Below are 15,164 nucleotides of genomic sequence, written 5' to 3'. Positions count from 1 at the left end.
CCTAAAAATCATTGCTCTTGCAGCCACCACAACCTGCACATCCACTTGCCTGTACATAGGAAATATCAGAAACTGCACTGAGAAGGCAAACCGCATATGCACATATGCCCTCCTCACTTCCACTAATTCCAAGACCTTCCTCTGTTGTGGCCTTGACATTGACTTGTGAGATATCAATGCCCAGTGCCTCTGCAATATTTTCCCGCATCATGTCGATGTAGGGACGCAACTTTGGTCTCTGTGCAACAATTGTTGCATCAATATTTTCTACAATCAACCCCTGCAAATTAACCAAATCTGAAACCTCTCGCAGTAATAATAGGGAAGAAATCCCTCGGTATTTCTCATCTGTATCTGGAAAATGCTGTCCAATATCCCCAAGTGCTGCTGCTCCAAGAAGTGCATCAGAAATTGCATGCAAAAGTACATCAGCATCCGAATGACCTAAGAGTCCAAGTGAATGAGGAATTTCCACTCCACCGAGAATCAACTTTCTATCCGCAACCAGTCGATGCACATCATAACCATGTCCAATTCTCATCGATAACTCCAATCTATCTTTTCATTACATTATACACCTTATCTTACTTGAAACACAATTGACCTCTATACTTTGAAATTTTCCAAGTACCTCTCCATCGGCGTGCAAATATTGTGGTGACTGCAATAAAACCTTGATATCACTGTTGTCATATTTGCGCACACCGGCATAATTGAGGTGTTTTCCCATTCGCGCAGCAATTAGATTTCTCAATAATTTCAATTTCTTTTTTGAAAACATCACACACGAAGAAAGAAGACCATCTTGAGCTGATGCCTTCTCTGCAAATCGAAATCCTCCGCACTCTGTAGGCTGAATATGCATAGAAACAAAGGCAATGTGATTAAATTCCATCTTCTTTGCATCGTCCAGTATAACACAGCCTCCCACTGTTTTACTAGATATGATGTGTGCTATCGCAGACAAAAGATAGGCAAGTGAGTGTTTTTTCTTTTGCTCCTGCCTCTCCTTCTCTGCTCGAATATTGACCATAGCGGCATCTAATCCAATGCCACAGCTGACAACAAATCTTCGATGCTGTCCCTCGCCATAGCTGACAATGCCATAGTCAATTTTTACCTCACCTTTACTCTGCACAATATTTTTGAGTGCACGGATCGGATTCTTTCTGATCTTAAGTGCCCTTGCAAAATCATTACTCACTCCAGCTGGAATAACAGCCAATGTCACATGGTCAGAAATATGCATTCCATTGATCACCTCATTGATTGTTCCATCCCCACCAATGACGACAAGTACCACTTTTTTGCCATAACTAATTCCACTCGTCAGATTTGCCGCAATCTTTTTTGCATCTCCAGACTCCACGGTCATATACCATTCATATTCAATTTTTCGTCTCACAAGAAAGCGTTCCACTTTTTTCCAAATACGAGAACCTTTTTTTCTGCCCGCATTTGGATTGACAATAAAAATCAGCAATATTTTCTCCATATTCTCTTTATCATATCTTTATCGTAGTTATTTCATTTTACCACAAAAACAGGTTATCTTTCCACTGAAAAATATTTTCAAAAATATTTTCAAAATACTGTTGACAATTAAAACAATTCATTATATACTGATGAGGCGTTGAAGCAAGGGATCTTAGCTCAGCTGGGAGAGCATCTGCCTTACAAGCAGAGGGTCATAGGTTCGAGCCCTATAGGTCCCATTTCAACAATATGGCGGAATAGCTCAGTTGGCTAGAGCACACGGTTCATACCCGTGGTGTCGAGAGTTCAAATCTCCCTTCCGCTATCGAAAAGCCTTGAACAAAGTTCAGGGCTTTTTATTTTACTCAAATTGATATCCTTCCTCAGTGAACTACCCATAGTCTAAAGCCTATGGGCTTCCTGCTTCGCTGACCTCGCAACCTACTATCTCCACAGGCGTTAATTCGGGCAGTCCCTGCCCTATTGTTTTTTCTTATACTACTTGTCTTAATCCTTCTGCCAATATATTTTTTGCCGCATTGATATCTCTATCGTGTTTTGTATTGCAGAAAGGACACATCCAATCTCTTACTTTTAGATCTTTTACATTTGTATTTTTATATCCACAACTAAAACATAGCTGGCTACTTGCATAAAATGTATCTATCTTAATATAATTTCTACCATTCCATTTTGACTTATATTCCAGTTGTCTTGTCAGCTCATACCACGATACATCGCTTATAGTTTTCGCTAAATTATGATTTTTCACCATATTTTTTATCTGTAAGTTTTCCGAAACTATCACTTGGTTTTCGTTTATAATTTCGCTTGAAATCTTATGCAGATAATCTTTTCTTGTATTAGCTATTTTCTCATGGCATAGTGCTATTTGTTTCCTTTTTTTCTGATAGTTCCTACTCCCCTTTGTTTTATTTGCTAATTGTCTTTGTAATTTTGTAAGCTTTTTCTCATATTTTTTAATTGTCTTCGGATTTTCATATTTCTTCCCATCTGATGTGATACATAAATCTTTTATTCCTAAATCCAATCCTATTTGTCCGTTTGTCTTTACAAGTGGACTATGTTCAGTTTCTACAAGAACAGACACATAGTACTTGCCACTTGGTACCTTAGATATAGTTGCTGTTTTTATCCGACCTGAAAATTTTCTATGTAATTTTATTTTTACCCTTTTTAATTTTGGCAGCTTTATTCTTCCTCTATCAAAATCTACAGTTATATTCCCATTTGTAAAATTGGTTGTATATGATTTACGATTACTGTGCTTACTCTTAAACTTTGGATAACCTGCATGTTCTTTGAAAAACTTTTGATAAGCACTATCCATATTATAAATTGCATTTGTTAAAGCAAATTTATCTACTTCTTTTAGCCATTCATAAGCTTTTTTCAGCTCTCTATTGCAATAATTATTACAATCTGTCTTACTGACAGACTTTTTTTCTTTTTCATAAGCATCTTTTCTGTACGCAAGGGTTTGATTATATACAAAACGACAACAGCCAAATGTCTTTGCTAACTGTATTTCTTGCTCTTTGTTTGGATAAATCCGATATCTATATGCCTTTAACATTAAGCTTACCCGCCTTTCTACCCTTGATTTTCTATATATTGCTTTAACATTTCTTCAGAAACATTGCCTACGCTACAAGCAAAATATCCATCCGTCCAAAATGTATGTTCTTTCCAAAATGATTCTTAAGATATTCTGTATGCTTTTTCCATATATGATATGTTGTATAACTCTTAATTAGATTAACTACTTTACTTATGGATATTGTAGGCTCAGTTTCTATCATATAGTGTATATGGTCTTTGTCTGTTTCCATATATTTTATGATTATATTACTCTTTGTGCATATCTCATAAGAAAATTGTTTTATATAATCTGATATTTCTTTTGATACTAAAAGCTTTTTTCTATACATACATACAAAAAATAATATGATACTGTAATAAATATTTGTGTCTATTCTTTGATTTCCATACTCCCATAACGCTAGTTATTGTATCACAAATATCTATTTTTTGCTACCTTAACCCACCATCTAAAGCTAGTGGGATTGCGGTAGCATTATTTCAAGGTACAATTTTTGCGTAATAATATAGGGAGGGTGCACACTAATCCCTTAGTGCGACAGCCCCCCTATCTCACAGGCAAATTCCATGAATTTTATATTTTCAAAAATCTTATAAAACTAAAGCCATTACTGCACTAAAAATAATCGCAGAAATTACACTCATCGGAACGGCCTTGAACAATAACTTTGGAAACATTTGATTTCGATCTTCTTCCGTTGCACAAGAACCTAAAACCAAGCTTCCTCCAGACGAAAATGGAGAAATCGCAGATGATTGACCACCAATGACAATGCAGGCAAATAACACAACAGGATCAATTCCTGTGGCCGCTGCAATTTGTGGTACAATAGGAAATAATGCCGGGCAAACCACACCCAAAGTACTGGAAAAAAAGCTCATAATTGCAGCAATCGCAGTAAATGCAATTGGCAATGCCCAAGTTGGAATATTGGCACCAGTCCACGCTGCAAGCAGATCAATGGTTCCTGCCTTAACCGCCACATTAATCAACATTCCCACTCCACAAATCATAAGAATCGTATTCCATGGAACTTTAGCTACAACTTCATTTTGAGGTGCAAGATTCAATAAAAGTGCAATAACTGAAAAGATAATAGCAACCAATCCAACATCAATCTTGCCATTAATATTACTGATAATCTTCACATTTGAAAAAAGTCGATTAAAAATCGGGAAAATCAAAACAACAATCATCATCAATAAAATCAAATATAAATTTGTTTTCTGTACTGCCGTAAATGGCTCAGGTTTTTCAAATACTATGCCTTCCCCGACATGACGATTTTCCTTTGTTGTAAAGAAAAACAGAGCAATAAATAATATAGAAAAAATCACACTTGCAATGAATATATTCCCTGCAAATTGAAAAGATTGTGCTCCAAAACCTATATTCTCCATCAACCCACTAAAAATAATACCACTTCCACTGGTCATAAAATTGGCTCCAGAGAGTGCTCCACAATTGACTGCTACGGCCCCCGTCAATTTATCCATCTTCGCATCTTCACATAAGAGCAAAGTTACTGGTGCCATAAATGCCATCACTGTAAAAAAGCCTGCACCAAGTGCTGCAATCACTGCAGCTGCAAAATAAAGTGCAAATGGCAAAAGTGCTGGAAACCGTCGACAGGCATAGAGAAGATATCTTGCTGTCTTGTCTAATGTTCCATTGACAAGGGCAAAATTATAAAACAAAGACACGGCCAAAATAATAAACATTGTACTGATTGGCCATCCAGAAATAACATCTTTTGGTTTTAATCCCATCGCAAAACACCCAATCAAATAAGCAAATACAATGGCAAAGAATCCTGTATTTATCTTTGTGTGATATCCCAATACAATAGCCAACAAAATAGCTAATACAATAAGTAAGCTTACCATTCATTCCCCCTATTGAATTCCCAATAAATTTGCTGCAATATCCTGTGTCATATAGCGAAGTTGATCCCTTGGAATGCCATGATCAAAAAGATATTGCATATATTGTTGTAATGCAATCTCCCAATGTGGGTTCTCCACTTGACCACCATCAGTATCCACCATTACATTTTTATAGCCACAAGCTTCTATCGTCGCCAAGTTTTCTTCCATATTGCTCTTGTACTTTCCACCGCCCAGTGGCTGTGCAAAGCAATGCTCCAAAATAACATCATAATCCCGAACAAGCCTTGCCTGTTGTTCAATGCTCATTCCAACCAATGACCATTCTGGATGAGTAATGACAATTTTTTCAATGCCATAGTTCTTTGCAGCTTCAACAACTCTAAAACACTCATCCACTGAAATATGTGCGGTCGCAAGTACTGCATTGTGTTCCTTGATTAAGGAAAAGACATCTCTTAACTCTGGCACAATTTTTCCATCTTGAATAACATCCACACTCTTTGATAGATCCTGTTTCATTCTGACTAAATGATTTCTTGATGATTGTGTTGGCAACCAAATGACCTTGGCTCCCAACTTCAGTCCTGTCTCTACGGCCGTTGGATTGATACCTCCAATATTTTTATTGAGTACAATTCCGCCAAACATCTCAAATGTATTCTCACCATGTACAATTTTATTATACACATTTGTCATAATTGCTCGCTCCACAGTATCCCCAAGATGCGATTTAATTACAATGGCCCTTGCACCAACACGTACCGCAGCATCACAGAGTTCAAAATCATTGTATGCACGAACACGCAAATCTGGATTTGTGTGAACATGCATATCAATAACTCCCTCTAAGGTCACCTTCTCTTCCATCTTTTTCTCCTTTCTTAGTTATTTCTATAATATACACAATGTCACTATTATATTCAAGTACTAAAATACTACTCTGCTAAAGAAGTGAAACGCCAAATAGAGCTAGCACATTTTCTATACAATGTGCTAACCCCATTTTTGCTATTCACCTTTTTCGTCCCAGAAAGAAAAAGATGATGTTTACACCTCACTCAATTCATTACAACACTTTGTTGTCTAATCCCAGAATTTAGTACAACTTCATAATATAACTCTCTCTTGTGAAGTCTCAATACAACATTTCTTCATCTCTAGTACATACTTGCTTGATACCACATAGCAACCCTCATTCCGTCCTTACAAATACTTTCACCAGAGTAACCATTCTCAAAACAGTCAAATGGTCATTGTCCTCCTCCATATTCTTATTTCGAAACTCCATTCCAAAGCAAGATCAACATAGGCAAAGTCCTACTCCCATGCAATGTATTCCTTACTTATCATGTGGTTTACTGTCTTTTCAGCGACCCATCCATCACCACCGAATCTCTCTCTTTTCCCCATATTCACTGAAAATAGGTCAACAAAGAACCACTTCTGCTATTTTCATTTCCTATGCGGTGCGTCTTATGATCGATGTCACAGTCTCCAAAACAGCCATGCTAAGCACAAAATACACTTGAAATTTTGATTCCATGCAATATATTCTCCAAACTCACCTGCTCTGAGTATCCATACGCTCAGCATCATTGCAGGCTCATTTGATTTTTGCTTTCTGTTTACCTAAGATGGAAGTTACGGGGGAACCCCGTAACCAAAAATCTGACTCTTCATTGTGTCTACTCCTTTCCCAATTCATCTTATTTTCACGCACACTCTGAACTTTAATGAGAAGCTTTCAACACAAACAGACAACAAAAAAAGTCCTGACTTTGTGATGAAAGAATATACGACTCCTTTAATCCTATGGATAAAACATTCCACAGTCTCAATGGCCATACTCTCACAAAGTCAGAACAACTTAATTAAATCAATAATTTAAGATGGATGATAAATATCTTCCTCTGAAATCTTGGCAACTTATGTGACTATTTTTTTCGTTGACAACAATGTAGCACACATCTTTATTTTTGTCTAGTCTTTTTTTAATTTTTTTTTAATAAAATAATTTCTCTCCTCGCTCAACCTTGCTTTTTTTCAAAAAAAGAGTAGAATGTTTTTTTGTAAAAATACACAAGAAATGAGGTTTTACTTATGAATCTTAAAAAAAATCGAGAACTATTTTTACATTGGTTGTTGACGATCTCCGGAGGATTTATGGGTGCATATTCGATCATTGCTCTTGGTGGCAATTTTACAAATGCCATCACAGGAAATATGATTAACTTTATGAGAAGTCTTTCTGGTGGAGATTTTTTAGAATTTATTATTCGTGTAGGAGTACTTTTTGTCTTTGCCAGTGGTGTAATGTCCAACTATTTACTTTCCTACTACACTAAACTCCATATGCAAAAGGCCGTACTTGTCGTCAATGCCTGTGCTGTGGTGGTAACTTACCTTCTCTCTAATAACATCCACCCACTCTTAAGAATTTATCCATTTTTTTTCTCTGCAGCATTCCAGTGGGGAACCTTTACAGGAGCCAATGGATATAATTCCTCTCCCCTGTTTATGACCAATAATCTAAAGCAAGCGACTCTTGCCTTTACGCAGCATTTAATTACCAAAGACAAAGAATTTCTCAAAAAAGGAATTTTTTACAGCCAAAACATTTTTTGTTTTGCTATTGGTGCCTTTATTGCTGCCTCAGGATATAGTCTTCTTGGTTCTAAAAGTACATTCCTTGAGTTTATCATTCTCTTGATTGCACTACTCATTATTGTCTTCACTCCAGAAATAGAGAAGAATAATAAAAAATTAGAAAAAGCCAACCAGAAATAATCTGGCTGGCTTTTTCCTATTCTTTCTCCCCTAGTCCAAAATCCTCACATAGAATGTCCACCATATGGTTGATGCTATCCGTGACCATCTTTTCAGAATACATTCGGCTATATCGGTAATAGGTATAATATCCTCCCATCACCAAAAAGGTCAAAAGCATATTCCACTGAGCATCACTCCTTAGCTTTGGCCATTCCACATATAATCTCTTTTTCATCTCTTTTTCCAAAGTTCTTGGAAGTAAAGATTCCTTTAAACCAGAAAATAAAATGCGAATCATACTATCCTGTGACTTTAGTGCACAAATCAACTCATTGCTAAACTTCTTTGGTGCAGATAATATCCATTCTGGATGACAAATCTGCTCAGCCACCGCACGCATTGTGCTCTCAATAAGACAATCGGACAAATCATAGATATCTCGATAATGTAAATAAAATGTTGCTTTACTCACTTGTGCCAACTCACATAATTCCTTGATGGTTATTTTCGAAAGCTCCTTATGTGCACGCAACTCCAAAAAGGCACTACAAAGAGCATTTTTTGTTTTTATCTGTCTCAAATCCATTTTTTCTCCGATCCACATCCCGTATACTAATAGACTTATTCTTATTATCGTCTGATATTTTACGATTTCTCCATATTGATTATATCCCATTTCCATAGTCTATGCTAATCTATATAAAAATTGCAAGTAGAAACAAATAGAAATTGTCACGAAGATATTTAGGATAAATTGGAGGTATTTATGGATTTTTATGGATTTTACACAGGGCAAATATTTGATGCCCATCAATGGCTTGGTGCACACATCGAAGGGAAACAAACTGTTTTTCGCACATTTGCACCTGCTGCAAAGTATGTTGAACTTTATATTCACGATGTCGCTTATGAAATGAAGTGCATACACGATGGAAACTTTTATGAAGTTACCGTTTCCAATATTCAAGATGGTGACAGCTATTACTACAAAATTTGGGGAGCTGATGGCAAAGAGTGTATTCACTCTGATCCATTTGGCTTTGGGATGGAACTAAGACCAAAGTATTTTTCTATCGTCAGGGATCTAAAAAATTACAACTTTCAAGACAAAAACTGGATGCAAAACCGAAAGATAGAAACCAATGGTCCCCTCAATATCTATGAAATGCATCTTGGCTCATGGAAGAAAAAAGGCAGCGAGCAAGAGGATTGGTATCGCTATGATGAACTCATTCCCCTTCTCATCCCTTATCTCAAAGAAAATGGCTACAATTATGTCGAATTTATGCCAATTAGCGAACACCCTTGCGATGAAAGCTGGGGATATCAAAACACAGGATTTTTCTCTCCAACCAGTCGCTATGGCACAGCAAGGCAATTAAAAATGCTTATTGATGCCCTGCACCAAGAAAATATCGGCGTTATTCTTGATTTTGTCCCTGTTCACTTTGCCGTCGACCAATATGGACTGGCCAAATACGATGGCACCTATCTCTATGAGTACCCACACAGCGATGTCGGTGTGAGCGAATGGGGAAGTTGTAATTTCATGCACTCTCGAGGTGAGGTACGCAGCCTTCTTCAATCTGCTGCCAATTACTGGCTTGAGGAATTTCATTTTGACGGCATTCGCATGGATGCCATCAGTCGTATTATTTACTGGCAGGGAGATGAGCGACGAGGTGTCAATAAAAATGCAGTGGACTTTATTAAGTTTATGAATGTGGGGTTAAAGAAGAGAAATCCACATTGTATCTTAATTGCAGAGGACTCCACAAACTTCGCAAATATCACAAAATCTGTCGAAGTTGGTGGGCTCGGATTTGATTACAAATGGGATTTAGGTTGGATGCATGACACTCTGAATTTCTTTGCCACACCCGTCAATGAACGAAAATATCACTACCACAAGTTGACCTTTTCCATGATGTATTTTTACAATGAACACTATCTCCTTCCCTTCTCCCACGACGAGGTTGTTCACGGAAAGGCAACCATTGTACAAAAGATGTTTGGAAATTATGACGAAAAATTTGCCCAAGCTCGTGCCCTCTATCTCTATATGATGCTTCACCCGGGGAAAAAGCTCAACTTTATGGGCAACGAAATCGGACATATGAGAGAATGGGACGAAAAGAGAGAGCAGGATTGGAATCTCCTAGATTTTCCTATACACGATCACTTCCACCACTATATTATGGAACTCAATCACCTCTACCTCTCTCACCCTGCCTTTTGGGAGAAGGACTATGAGACATCGGGATTTTCATGGATAGATTGTGATTATACAGAGGATATCATCTACTCTATGAAGCGAAGTGATGGCAAGGAAACGCTCATCGGACTATTTAATTTTTCTGACCAATGCTACAGAGATTACACCTTCTCTGCCAAGAGCCTGCCAAAAATTTTACTAAATACAGATCGTACTGATTGCGAGCTTCATCTTCGCCTAGTGGGAGAACTTGTCCATATTGATCTTCCACCATTTAGTGGTTTACTTCTTTCATAACTGAGCTAACCAGTTCATTTTGAATAAACAAAGAGCCAGCCAAGGATATTCCCTGGCTGGCTCTTCAATTTACTGCTACAAGATCTTCCTTACTCCCTTAATCCCTCAATAATCTTTTCCATTAAAGCCACTCGATTAAATGGTGTAATCAAATAATATCCATCAATATAGGATTTTATCTTCTTTGCCATATCAAGAGAAATCTCAACCGCTAGTTGTTCTCCCTCTTCTCTATTTTTTCCCACATATTGAGAAATAATCTCTTCAGAAACACGAATGCCATTGACCTCGCTATCCATAAAGCGGGCATTTTTTTCGCTCACTACAGGAATAATTCCACCCAAAATTTTGGCACTCAATTGCTCTCTTGCCTTTGCTAAGTTTTCAACTGCTTCTTGTGTGAGCACTGGCTGTGTCAAAAATCCCACCATTCCATGCTCTATCTTTTGCTCTGCACGCCTTAATTCTACCTCAAAATTTCTCGCATTGACATTGAGTGCACCATAAATTTTATATCCCTCATCAAAAACTTCTGCATTTAATGAGTCAATATAGGCAGCAAGTTTTCTCGAATTAAACTGGTAGACACTGCTGACTTCATTTCTCTGTGCATTGGGAATAGGATCGCCGGTAATAGCTAAAATATTATAGATTTCTTCTGCATGCATACCAAGCAAAAGTGCTTTGATGGCATTAATATTTCGATCTCTACAAGTCATATGCGGAATGACATCCAGACCGAGTTCTCTCTTTACCTTACAAGCTAAGAGGGCACTGTCCATTCTGGCCACTGCAATTGGACAATCAGCAATGGTCAGTGTGTCCACTCCTGCGGCCTGCAAACGCCTTGCACTCTCCATAAATCCAGACAAATCCGCATTTTTAGGCGAGTCGAGCTCCACAGCAATGACCTTTTTCCCTTCCTCTAATTTCCTCCACAAGTGATTTTTGGATTCATTTTTTTCCTCTGTCACCACAACACTCTTTGGCTGTATCTTTTGCCTTACAAATGATGTACTCCCAAGTCTCTCCACAAAAGCCTTGATATGTGCTGGCGTCGTTCCACAACATCCACCGACAATCTGTACGCCCCTTTTGACAATATTCTCAAGCTGCTCGGCATAATATGTAGGTCCATTGCTATAGAAAGTTCTTCTGCCGCGAACCACAGGATAACCTGCATTGGGCATAATGCTAATGTCTGTAGTATGAACATTTTCTAAAAGCGTGAGCATATGTGCTGGACCACAGACACAATTCAGTCCAAGAATATCTACACTTGCATTTTCCTCATTTCTTGAGAGCAATTTGCGATAATATCGTCCCTCACTGCTATAGCCATCGGGCAAAACAGCAAAGGAATTGATAATAAAAGCTTCTGGAGATTTTTCCTTGATGTACCTAGCGGTTTCAAAAAGCCCTGTTATGGAAGAATTGGTTTCAAACAAGAAATCATTAATCCCCTGTTTTAAAAACAAATCGACCACTTCTTTATATTGCTCAACAACCTTTTCTTCTTCCTCACCATCAATTGGACCAATATCTGCAAAGATATAGGTTGTATCATTGGCTGAACGACGAGCAATCTCTACCGCAGCATCAACCAATTGCTCCAATAATTTTGAATTTTCTCCAAAATTTTTTCGATTAACCCCAAAAGTATTGGTCTTAATGGCATGAGCACCTGCTGCAATATATTCTTTATGAATGCTTTCAATGACTTCTGGATGTTGAATGTTTGCCATTTCACAATTTATTGCAGGCTCATTGACAATAGAGGAATAATAAGTTCCCATTGCACCATCAAAAATCAAAACATTGTTTTGTAAAAATTCTCGAATACTCACTTTTCCTTGATTATGCATGATCTAGTACCTCTTTTGCGATGTCTACTGAAGCTCTCGCATCCTTTGCATAGTAATCGGCCCCCATTTCCATGGCATAGTCTTCTGTGAGCACCGCTCCGCCAACCCACACCTTACAATTTGGATTGACTTTCTTTACTGCAAGAATGGTCTCTTTCATCGATGGAAGAGAAGTCGTCATCAAAGCGGAAAGTCCGACTAAGTTGACATGCTCTTGCTCAACTGTCTTTGCTACCAATTCGATTGGCACATCTCGCCCAAGATCAAATACTTGATAGCCATAATTTTCTAGAATAACTTTCGTAATATTCTTTCCAATATCATGGACATCCCCTTTTACAGTAGCAACGACAATCTTTCCCTTATTTGAGTTGCCGTCACTAGACTGTGCAATGCGTTCCTTAATAATATCAAATCCTGCACTGGCTGCATTTGCTGCATTGATCAACTGTGGAAGGAAAATAATCTGCTTTTCATATTGCTCGCCAACAACATCAAGTGCAGGAATTAATTTTGTATTAATTAGTTCCACTTCACTCATCGTTTCTAGATGTATCTTGGTCAGCTTTTTTACCTCTTCTTTGAGTCCTTTTAGTACAGCACTCTCAATGGTTTCCTCACTCTTTTCTTGTGCACTCTCTGGCTTTTGTGCCATTGCCGATTGATCAGAAAAACGCTTAATATAGGCATCACTATTTTCATCTTCACCTGCAAGCACACGGTAAGCAAAGACGGCATCCATCATACCAGAAATATTTGGATTAATAATTGGCAAATCTAGTCCACAGTGCATCGCTTGAGTTAAGAAGCTCTCATTGATGTGGCTTCTCTGTGGAAGACCAAAAGATATATTGCTCACCCCCAAGGTACAATGAAGCCCCAATCGCTCATGTACCTCACGCACAGCCTTTAATGTCTCCTTTGCCTGATCCTGCTGTGCGGATACAGTAAGCGTCAGACAGTCAATAATGACATCCTCTTTTTTAATGCCATATTCTAGTGCTTTCTCTAAAATATGTTCAGCATGAGCCACTCTTTCCTGCGCAGTCTGTGGAATTCCGCCCTCGTCAAGGGTCAATCCAATAATAGCTGCACCATACTTTTTGGCAATTGGTAAAATCAATGCCAGTCTCTCATCATCTGCATTGACAGAATTAATAATTGCCTTACCATTGTAGACACGAAGTCCCGCTTCCAGTGCCGCTGGGTCTGACGAGTCAATCTGTAATGGCAAGGATACAATGCCCTGCAATGATTTAATGACAGAAACCATCAATGGAACTTCGTCTACCCCCGGAACACCAACATTGACATCTAATACATCTGCTCCACTGTCTTCTTCTTCTAACGCAACTCTTGAAATATATTCAAAGTCATGATCAACTAAAGCCTGAGCAAATCTTTTCTTTCCTGTTGGATTTAATCTTTCCCCGACAACTAAAACTTTGCCATACTCAGCCATCGTTGTTGCTGAGCAAACTCCCCGTCGAATATGCTCTGGTCTTTCTACTTTTACCTCTCCTGCTTCTTTGACTTCTTTACATAAATTTTGGATGTATTCTGGCGTCGTTCCACAACATCCACCCATTGCATGCACACCAAGCTTTAAAAACTCTACCATCTGGCGACCAAAATCCTCTGCCCCAAGGTCATATTCCCCTGTCTTTGGATCCGGAAGACCTGCATTTGGCTTGATAATCATTGGGACATCGGTCCATTCTCTGAGTTCTTTTGCCAACTTTAAAATTTCATTTGGTCCAAGTGAACAGTTGATACCAATACCGTCCACGCCAAGTCCCTCTAAGGTCATTGCCATTGCACCAATCTTTGTTCCTGTAAAGGTTCTTCCGCTCTCTTCATAGCTCATCGTCACCCAAACCGGCAGTTTTGTGTTTTCCTTAGCTGCAAGTACAGCAGCCTTGGCATCATAAAGGTCTGTAAAAGTCTCAATAACAATAAGATCTGCCCCGTACTTTTCTCCCGCAATCATCTGCTCTTTATATACTTCAAGGGCATCTTCAAACTTCAATGTGCCCAGCGGCTCAAGCAATTCTCCAATCGGTCCGACATCAAGTGCCACCTTTACTTCTCTTTTACTTTCTTCTACTGCCTGCCTTGCTGCCTGTAGTGCTGCCTTTACTGCGGTCTCCGTATCAATACCACTTCCTGCAATCTTGTGCGAATTGGCACCAAAGGTATTGGCATAGATAATATCGCTTCCTGCAGCAATATACTTTTTATGAATGTCACAGACAATTTCTGGGTGCTCGTATCCAAATTTCTCTGGATGCTCTCCAGGCTGCAATCCAGCAGCCTGAAGCATGGTTCCCATACCACCGTCTAAAATGAAAACTTTATTTTCCACATCGTACTCCTCTCCTCAAAAAGCGACAAGCCTTTTTCATATTACAATGACCACATCCTGACAATCCCTTTGCTGGTAGATGATCAGAAATTCCAATAATCGCAGAAACGGACTTTCTTGGAATCATAATTCCACTCTCACTCACAGTAAGTCCAATCGTCCTACTTGTATTGAGCATTGTTAAAAATTGTTTTTGTACTGTAATCGGCAAGTCTCCATATCCTGGTGAATATCTTGTGGTCAAATATTCCCCCTTGTGTTTTTCTCTCATCATTGCATCCACATTGTCACACAAAATTTCGATCAAGGTGCTCGCACATGAATCCATAATGACTGCGTCGGAAACATTTTTAATCTGTGCCCTTCGGATCGTATTCTCCACCTCTGCCCCAAGAGTGGCTGCCATAAAGACTGCCCCCTTACACCCTGCAAGATGTCGATGAATATCTTCCCCTGTCAGGTAGGCATATTCTGGTGGAAAAACACCAAGCTCAGGAAATTCTACTTCCTTTACAACATACCTTGGTTGTGCTGCATCAGAAATCATCTCCATACAGCGATCAATTTGTTCACTTAGATGATCCTCCATCTGCTGACCATGATATTCCAAATAGCGCAAAATCTCCGATTTGTCTTCTTCGCGCAATCTTACTTCCATATCATT

The 15,164-nt window shown here is 38.6% G+C and carries 11 protein-coding genes, 2 tRNA genes and 1 pseudogene; 4 read left to right on the top strand and 10 right to left on the bottom strand.

Annotated features, from left to right (window positions below):
- Window position 1: 1 nt before the first annotated feature.
- Together J5A74_07125 and J5A74_07120 are read right to left on the bottom strand one after the other, a co-directional pair.
- Window positions 2-541 carry a 2-C-methyl-D-erythritol 2,4-cyclodiphosphate synthase gene (locus tag J5A74_07125; protein ID QUI95162.1) on the bottom strand — a complete coding sequence of 180 codons (540 nt, stop codon included), beginning with the start codon at window positions 539-541 and terminating at the stop codon, window positions 2-4.
- Between the two features lie 24 nt (window positions 542-565).
- A complete protein-coding gene (locus J5A74_07120; protein QUI95161.1) occupies window positions 566-1,495 on the bottom strand; it encodes a YegS/Rv2252/BmrU family lipid kinase in 930 nt (309 codons plus the stop codon).
- Between the two features lie 147 nt (window positions 1,496-1,642).
- Between J5A74_07120 and J5A74_07115 the strand changes: the two genes are divergently transcribed.
- Both J5A74_07115 and J5A74_07110 read left to right on the top strand, forming a co-directional pair.
- Window positions 1,643-1,715, top strand: a tRNA-Val gene (locus J5A74_07115).
- A 12-nt stretch (window positions 1,716-1,727) separates the two neighbouring features.
- Window positions 1,728-1,801 (top strand) — tRNA-Met (locus J5A74_07110).
- A 168-nt stretch (window positions 1,802-1,969) separates the two neighbouring features.
- On the opposite strand, the gene tnpB is transcribed toward J5A74_07110, so the two are convergent.
- The 4 genes and pseudogenes from tnpB to J5A74_07090 all read right to left on the bottom strand — a co-directional run bounded on the left by tnpB (window position 1,970) and on the right by J5A74_07090 (window position 5,856).
- Window positions 1,970-3,073: an IS200/IS605 family element transposase accessory protein TnpB gene (tnpB, locus tag J5A74_07105; GenBank protein ID QUI95160.1), complete on the bottom strand. Its 1,104-nt coding sequence runs from the start codon at window positions 3,071-3,073 to the stop codon at window positions 1,970-1,972.
- Window positions 3,074-3,090: 17 nt separating this feature from the next.
- Window positions 3,091-3,495 (bottom strand): annotated as a pseudogene (gene tnpA / locus J5A74_07100) (IS200/IS605 family transposase).
- Between the two features lie 195 nt (window positions 3,496-3,690).
- Complete coding sequence (locus J5A74_07095) at window positions 3,691-4,986, bottom strand: SLC13 family permease (protein QUI95159.1); 1,296 nt, start codon at window positions 4,984-4,986, stop codon at window positions 3,691-3,693.
- 9 nt (window positions 4,987-4,995) lie between these two features.
- Window positions 4,996-5,856 carry a hypothetical protein gene (locus J5A74_07090; GenBank protein ID QUI95158.1) on the bottom strand — a complete coding sequence of 287 codons (861 nt, stop codon included), beginning with the start codon at window positions 5,854-5,856 and terminating at the stop codon, window positions 4,996-4,998.
- Window positions 5,857-7,089: 1,233 nt separating this feature from the next.
- Here J5A74_07090 and J5A74_07085 point away from each other — a divergent pair.
- On the top strand, window positions 7,090-7,776 hold the full coding sequence (locus J5A74_07085) for a DUF1275 domain-containing protein (GenBank protein QUI95157.1): 687 nt from the start codon (window positions 7,090-7,092) through the stop codon (window positions 7,774-7,776).
- Between the two features lie 16 nt (window positions 7,777-7,792).
- On the opposite strand, the gene J5A74_07080 is transcribed toward J5A74_07085, so the two are convergent.
- Window positions 7,793-8,344 carry a TetR/AcrR family transcriptional regulator gene (locus J5A74_07080; protein QUI95156.1) on the bottom strand — a complete coding sequence of 184 codons (552 nt, stop codon included), beginning with the start codon at window positions 8,342-8,344 and terminating at the stop codon, window positions 7,793-7,795.
- Between the two features lie 180 nt (window positions 8,345-8,524).
- Here J5A74_07080 and glgB point away from each other — a divergent pair, with 180 nt between their 5' ends.
- Window positions 8,525-10,270: a 1,4-alpha-glucan branching protein GlgB gene (gene glgB, locus J5A74_07075; protein QUI95155.1), complete on the top strand. Its 1,746-nt coding sequence runs from the start codon at window positions 8,525-8,527 to the stop codon at window positions 10,268-10,270.
- Between the two features lie 89 nt (window positions 10,271-10,359).
- Here the strand turns inward: glgB and J5A74_07070 are convergent, their stop codons facing one another.
- From J5A74_07070 to J5A74_07060, 3 genes are read right to left on the bottom strand one after another with little or no spacing between them, the layout of a single operon-like run.
- Window positions 10,360-12,135 carry a bifunctional homocysteine S-methyltransferase/methylenetetrahydrofolate reductase gene (locus J5A74_07070; GenBank protein ID QUI95154.1) on the bottom strand — a complete coding sequence of 592 codons (1,776 nt, stop codon included), beginning with the start codon at window positions 12,133-12,135 and terminating at the stop codon, window positions 10,360-10,362.
- Complete coding sequence (locus tag J5A74_07065; GenBank protein QUI96851.1) at window positions 12,128-14,467, bottom strand: homocysteine S-methyltransferase family protein; 2,340 nt, start codon at window positions 14,465-14,467, stop codon at window positions 12,128-12,130. The genes J5A74_07070 and J5A74_07065 overlap by 8 nt, the downstream gene beginning before the upstream one ends.
- Before the next feature lie 22 nt (window positions 14,468-14,489).
- Window positions 14,490-15,158: a vitamin B12 dependent methionine synthase, activation domain protein gene (locus tag J5A74_07060; protein ID QUI95153.1), complete on the bottom strand. Its 669-nt coding sequence runs from the start codon at window positions 15,156-15,158 to the stop codon at window positions 14,490-14,492.
- Between the last annotated feature and the right edge of the window lie 6 nt (window positions 15,159-15,164).

The organism is Lachnospiraceae bacterium oral taxon 096 (assembly GCA_018141845.1).
GTDB lineage: Bacteria > Bacillota > Clostridia > Lachnospirales > Lachnospiraceae > F0428.
Note: the sequence above shows the minus strand (reverse complement) of the source record. Positions and strands in the feature narration are given on the sequence as shown.

What these genes read in the sequence shown, in the direction of transcription:
- J5A74_07125 (QUI95162.1), bottom strand. Translation starts at nt 541, where the DNA reads ATGAGAATTGGACATGGTTATGATGTGCATCGACTGGTTGCGGATAGA.
- J5A74_07120 (QUI95161.1), bottom strand. Translation starts at nt 1,495, where the DNA reads ATGGAGAAAATATTGCTGATTTTTATTGTCAATCCAAATGCGGGCAGA.
- tnpB (QUI95160.1), bottom strand. Translation starts at nt 3,073, where the DNA reads ATGTTAAAGGCATATAGATATCGGATTTATCCAAACAAAGAGCAAGAA.
- J5A74_07095 (QUI95159.1), bottom strand. Translation starts at nt 4,986, where the DNA reads ATGGTAAGCTTACTTATTGTATTAGCTATTTTGTTGGCTATTGTATTG.
- J5A74_07090 (QUI95158.1), bottom strand. Translation starts at nt 5,856, where the DNA reads ATGGAAGAGAAGGTGACCTTAGAGGGAGTTATTGATATGCATGTTCAC.
- J5A74_07085 (QUI95157.1), top strand. Translation starts at nt 7,090, where the DNA reads ATGAATCTTAAAAAAAATCGAGAACTATTTTTACATTGGTTGTTGACG.
- J5A74_07080 (QUI95156.1), bottom strand. Translation starts at nt 8,344, where the DNA reads ATGGATTTGAGACAGATAAAAACAAAAAATGCTCTTTGTAGTGCCTTT.
- glgB (QUI95155.1), top strand. Translation starts at nt 8,525, where the DNA reads ATGGATTTTTATGGATTTTACACAGGGCAAATATTTGATGCCCATCAA.
- J5A74_07070 (QUI95154.1), bottom strand. Translation starts at nt 12,135, where the DNA reads ATGCATAATCAAGGAAAAGTGAGTATTCGAGAATTTTTACAAAACAAT.
- J5A74_07065 (QUI96851.1), bottom strand. Translation starts at nt 14,467, where the DNA reads ATGGGAACCATGCTTCAGGCTGCTGGATTGCAGCCTGGAGAGCATCCA.
- J5A74_07060 (QUI95153.1), bottom strand. Translation starts at nt 15,158, where the DNA reads ATGGAAGTAAGATTGCGCGAAGAAGACAAATCGGAGATTTTGCGCTAT.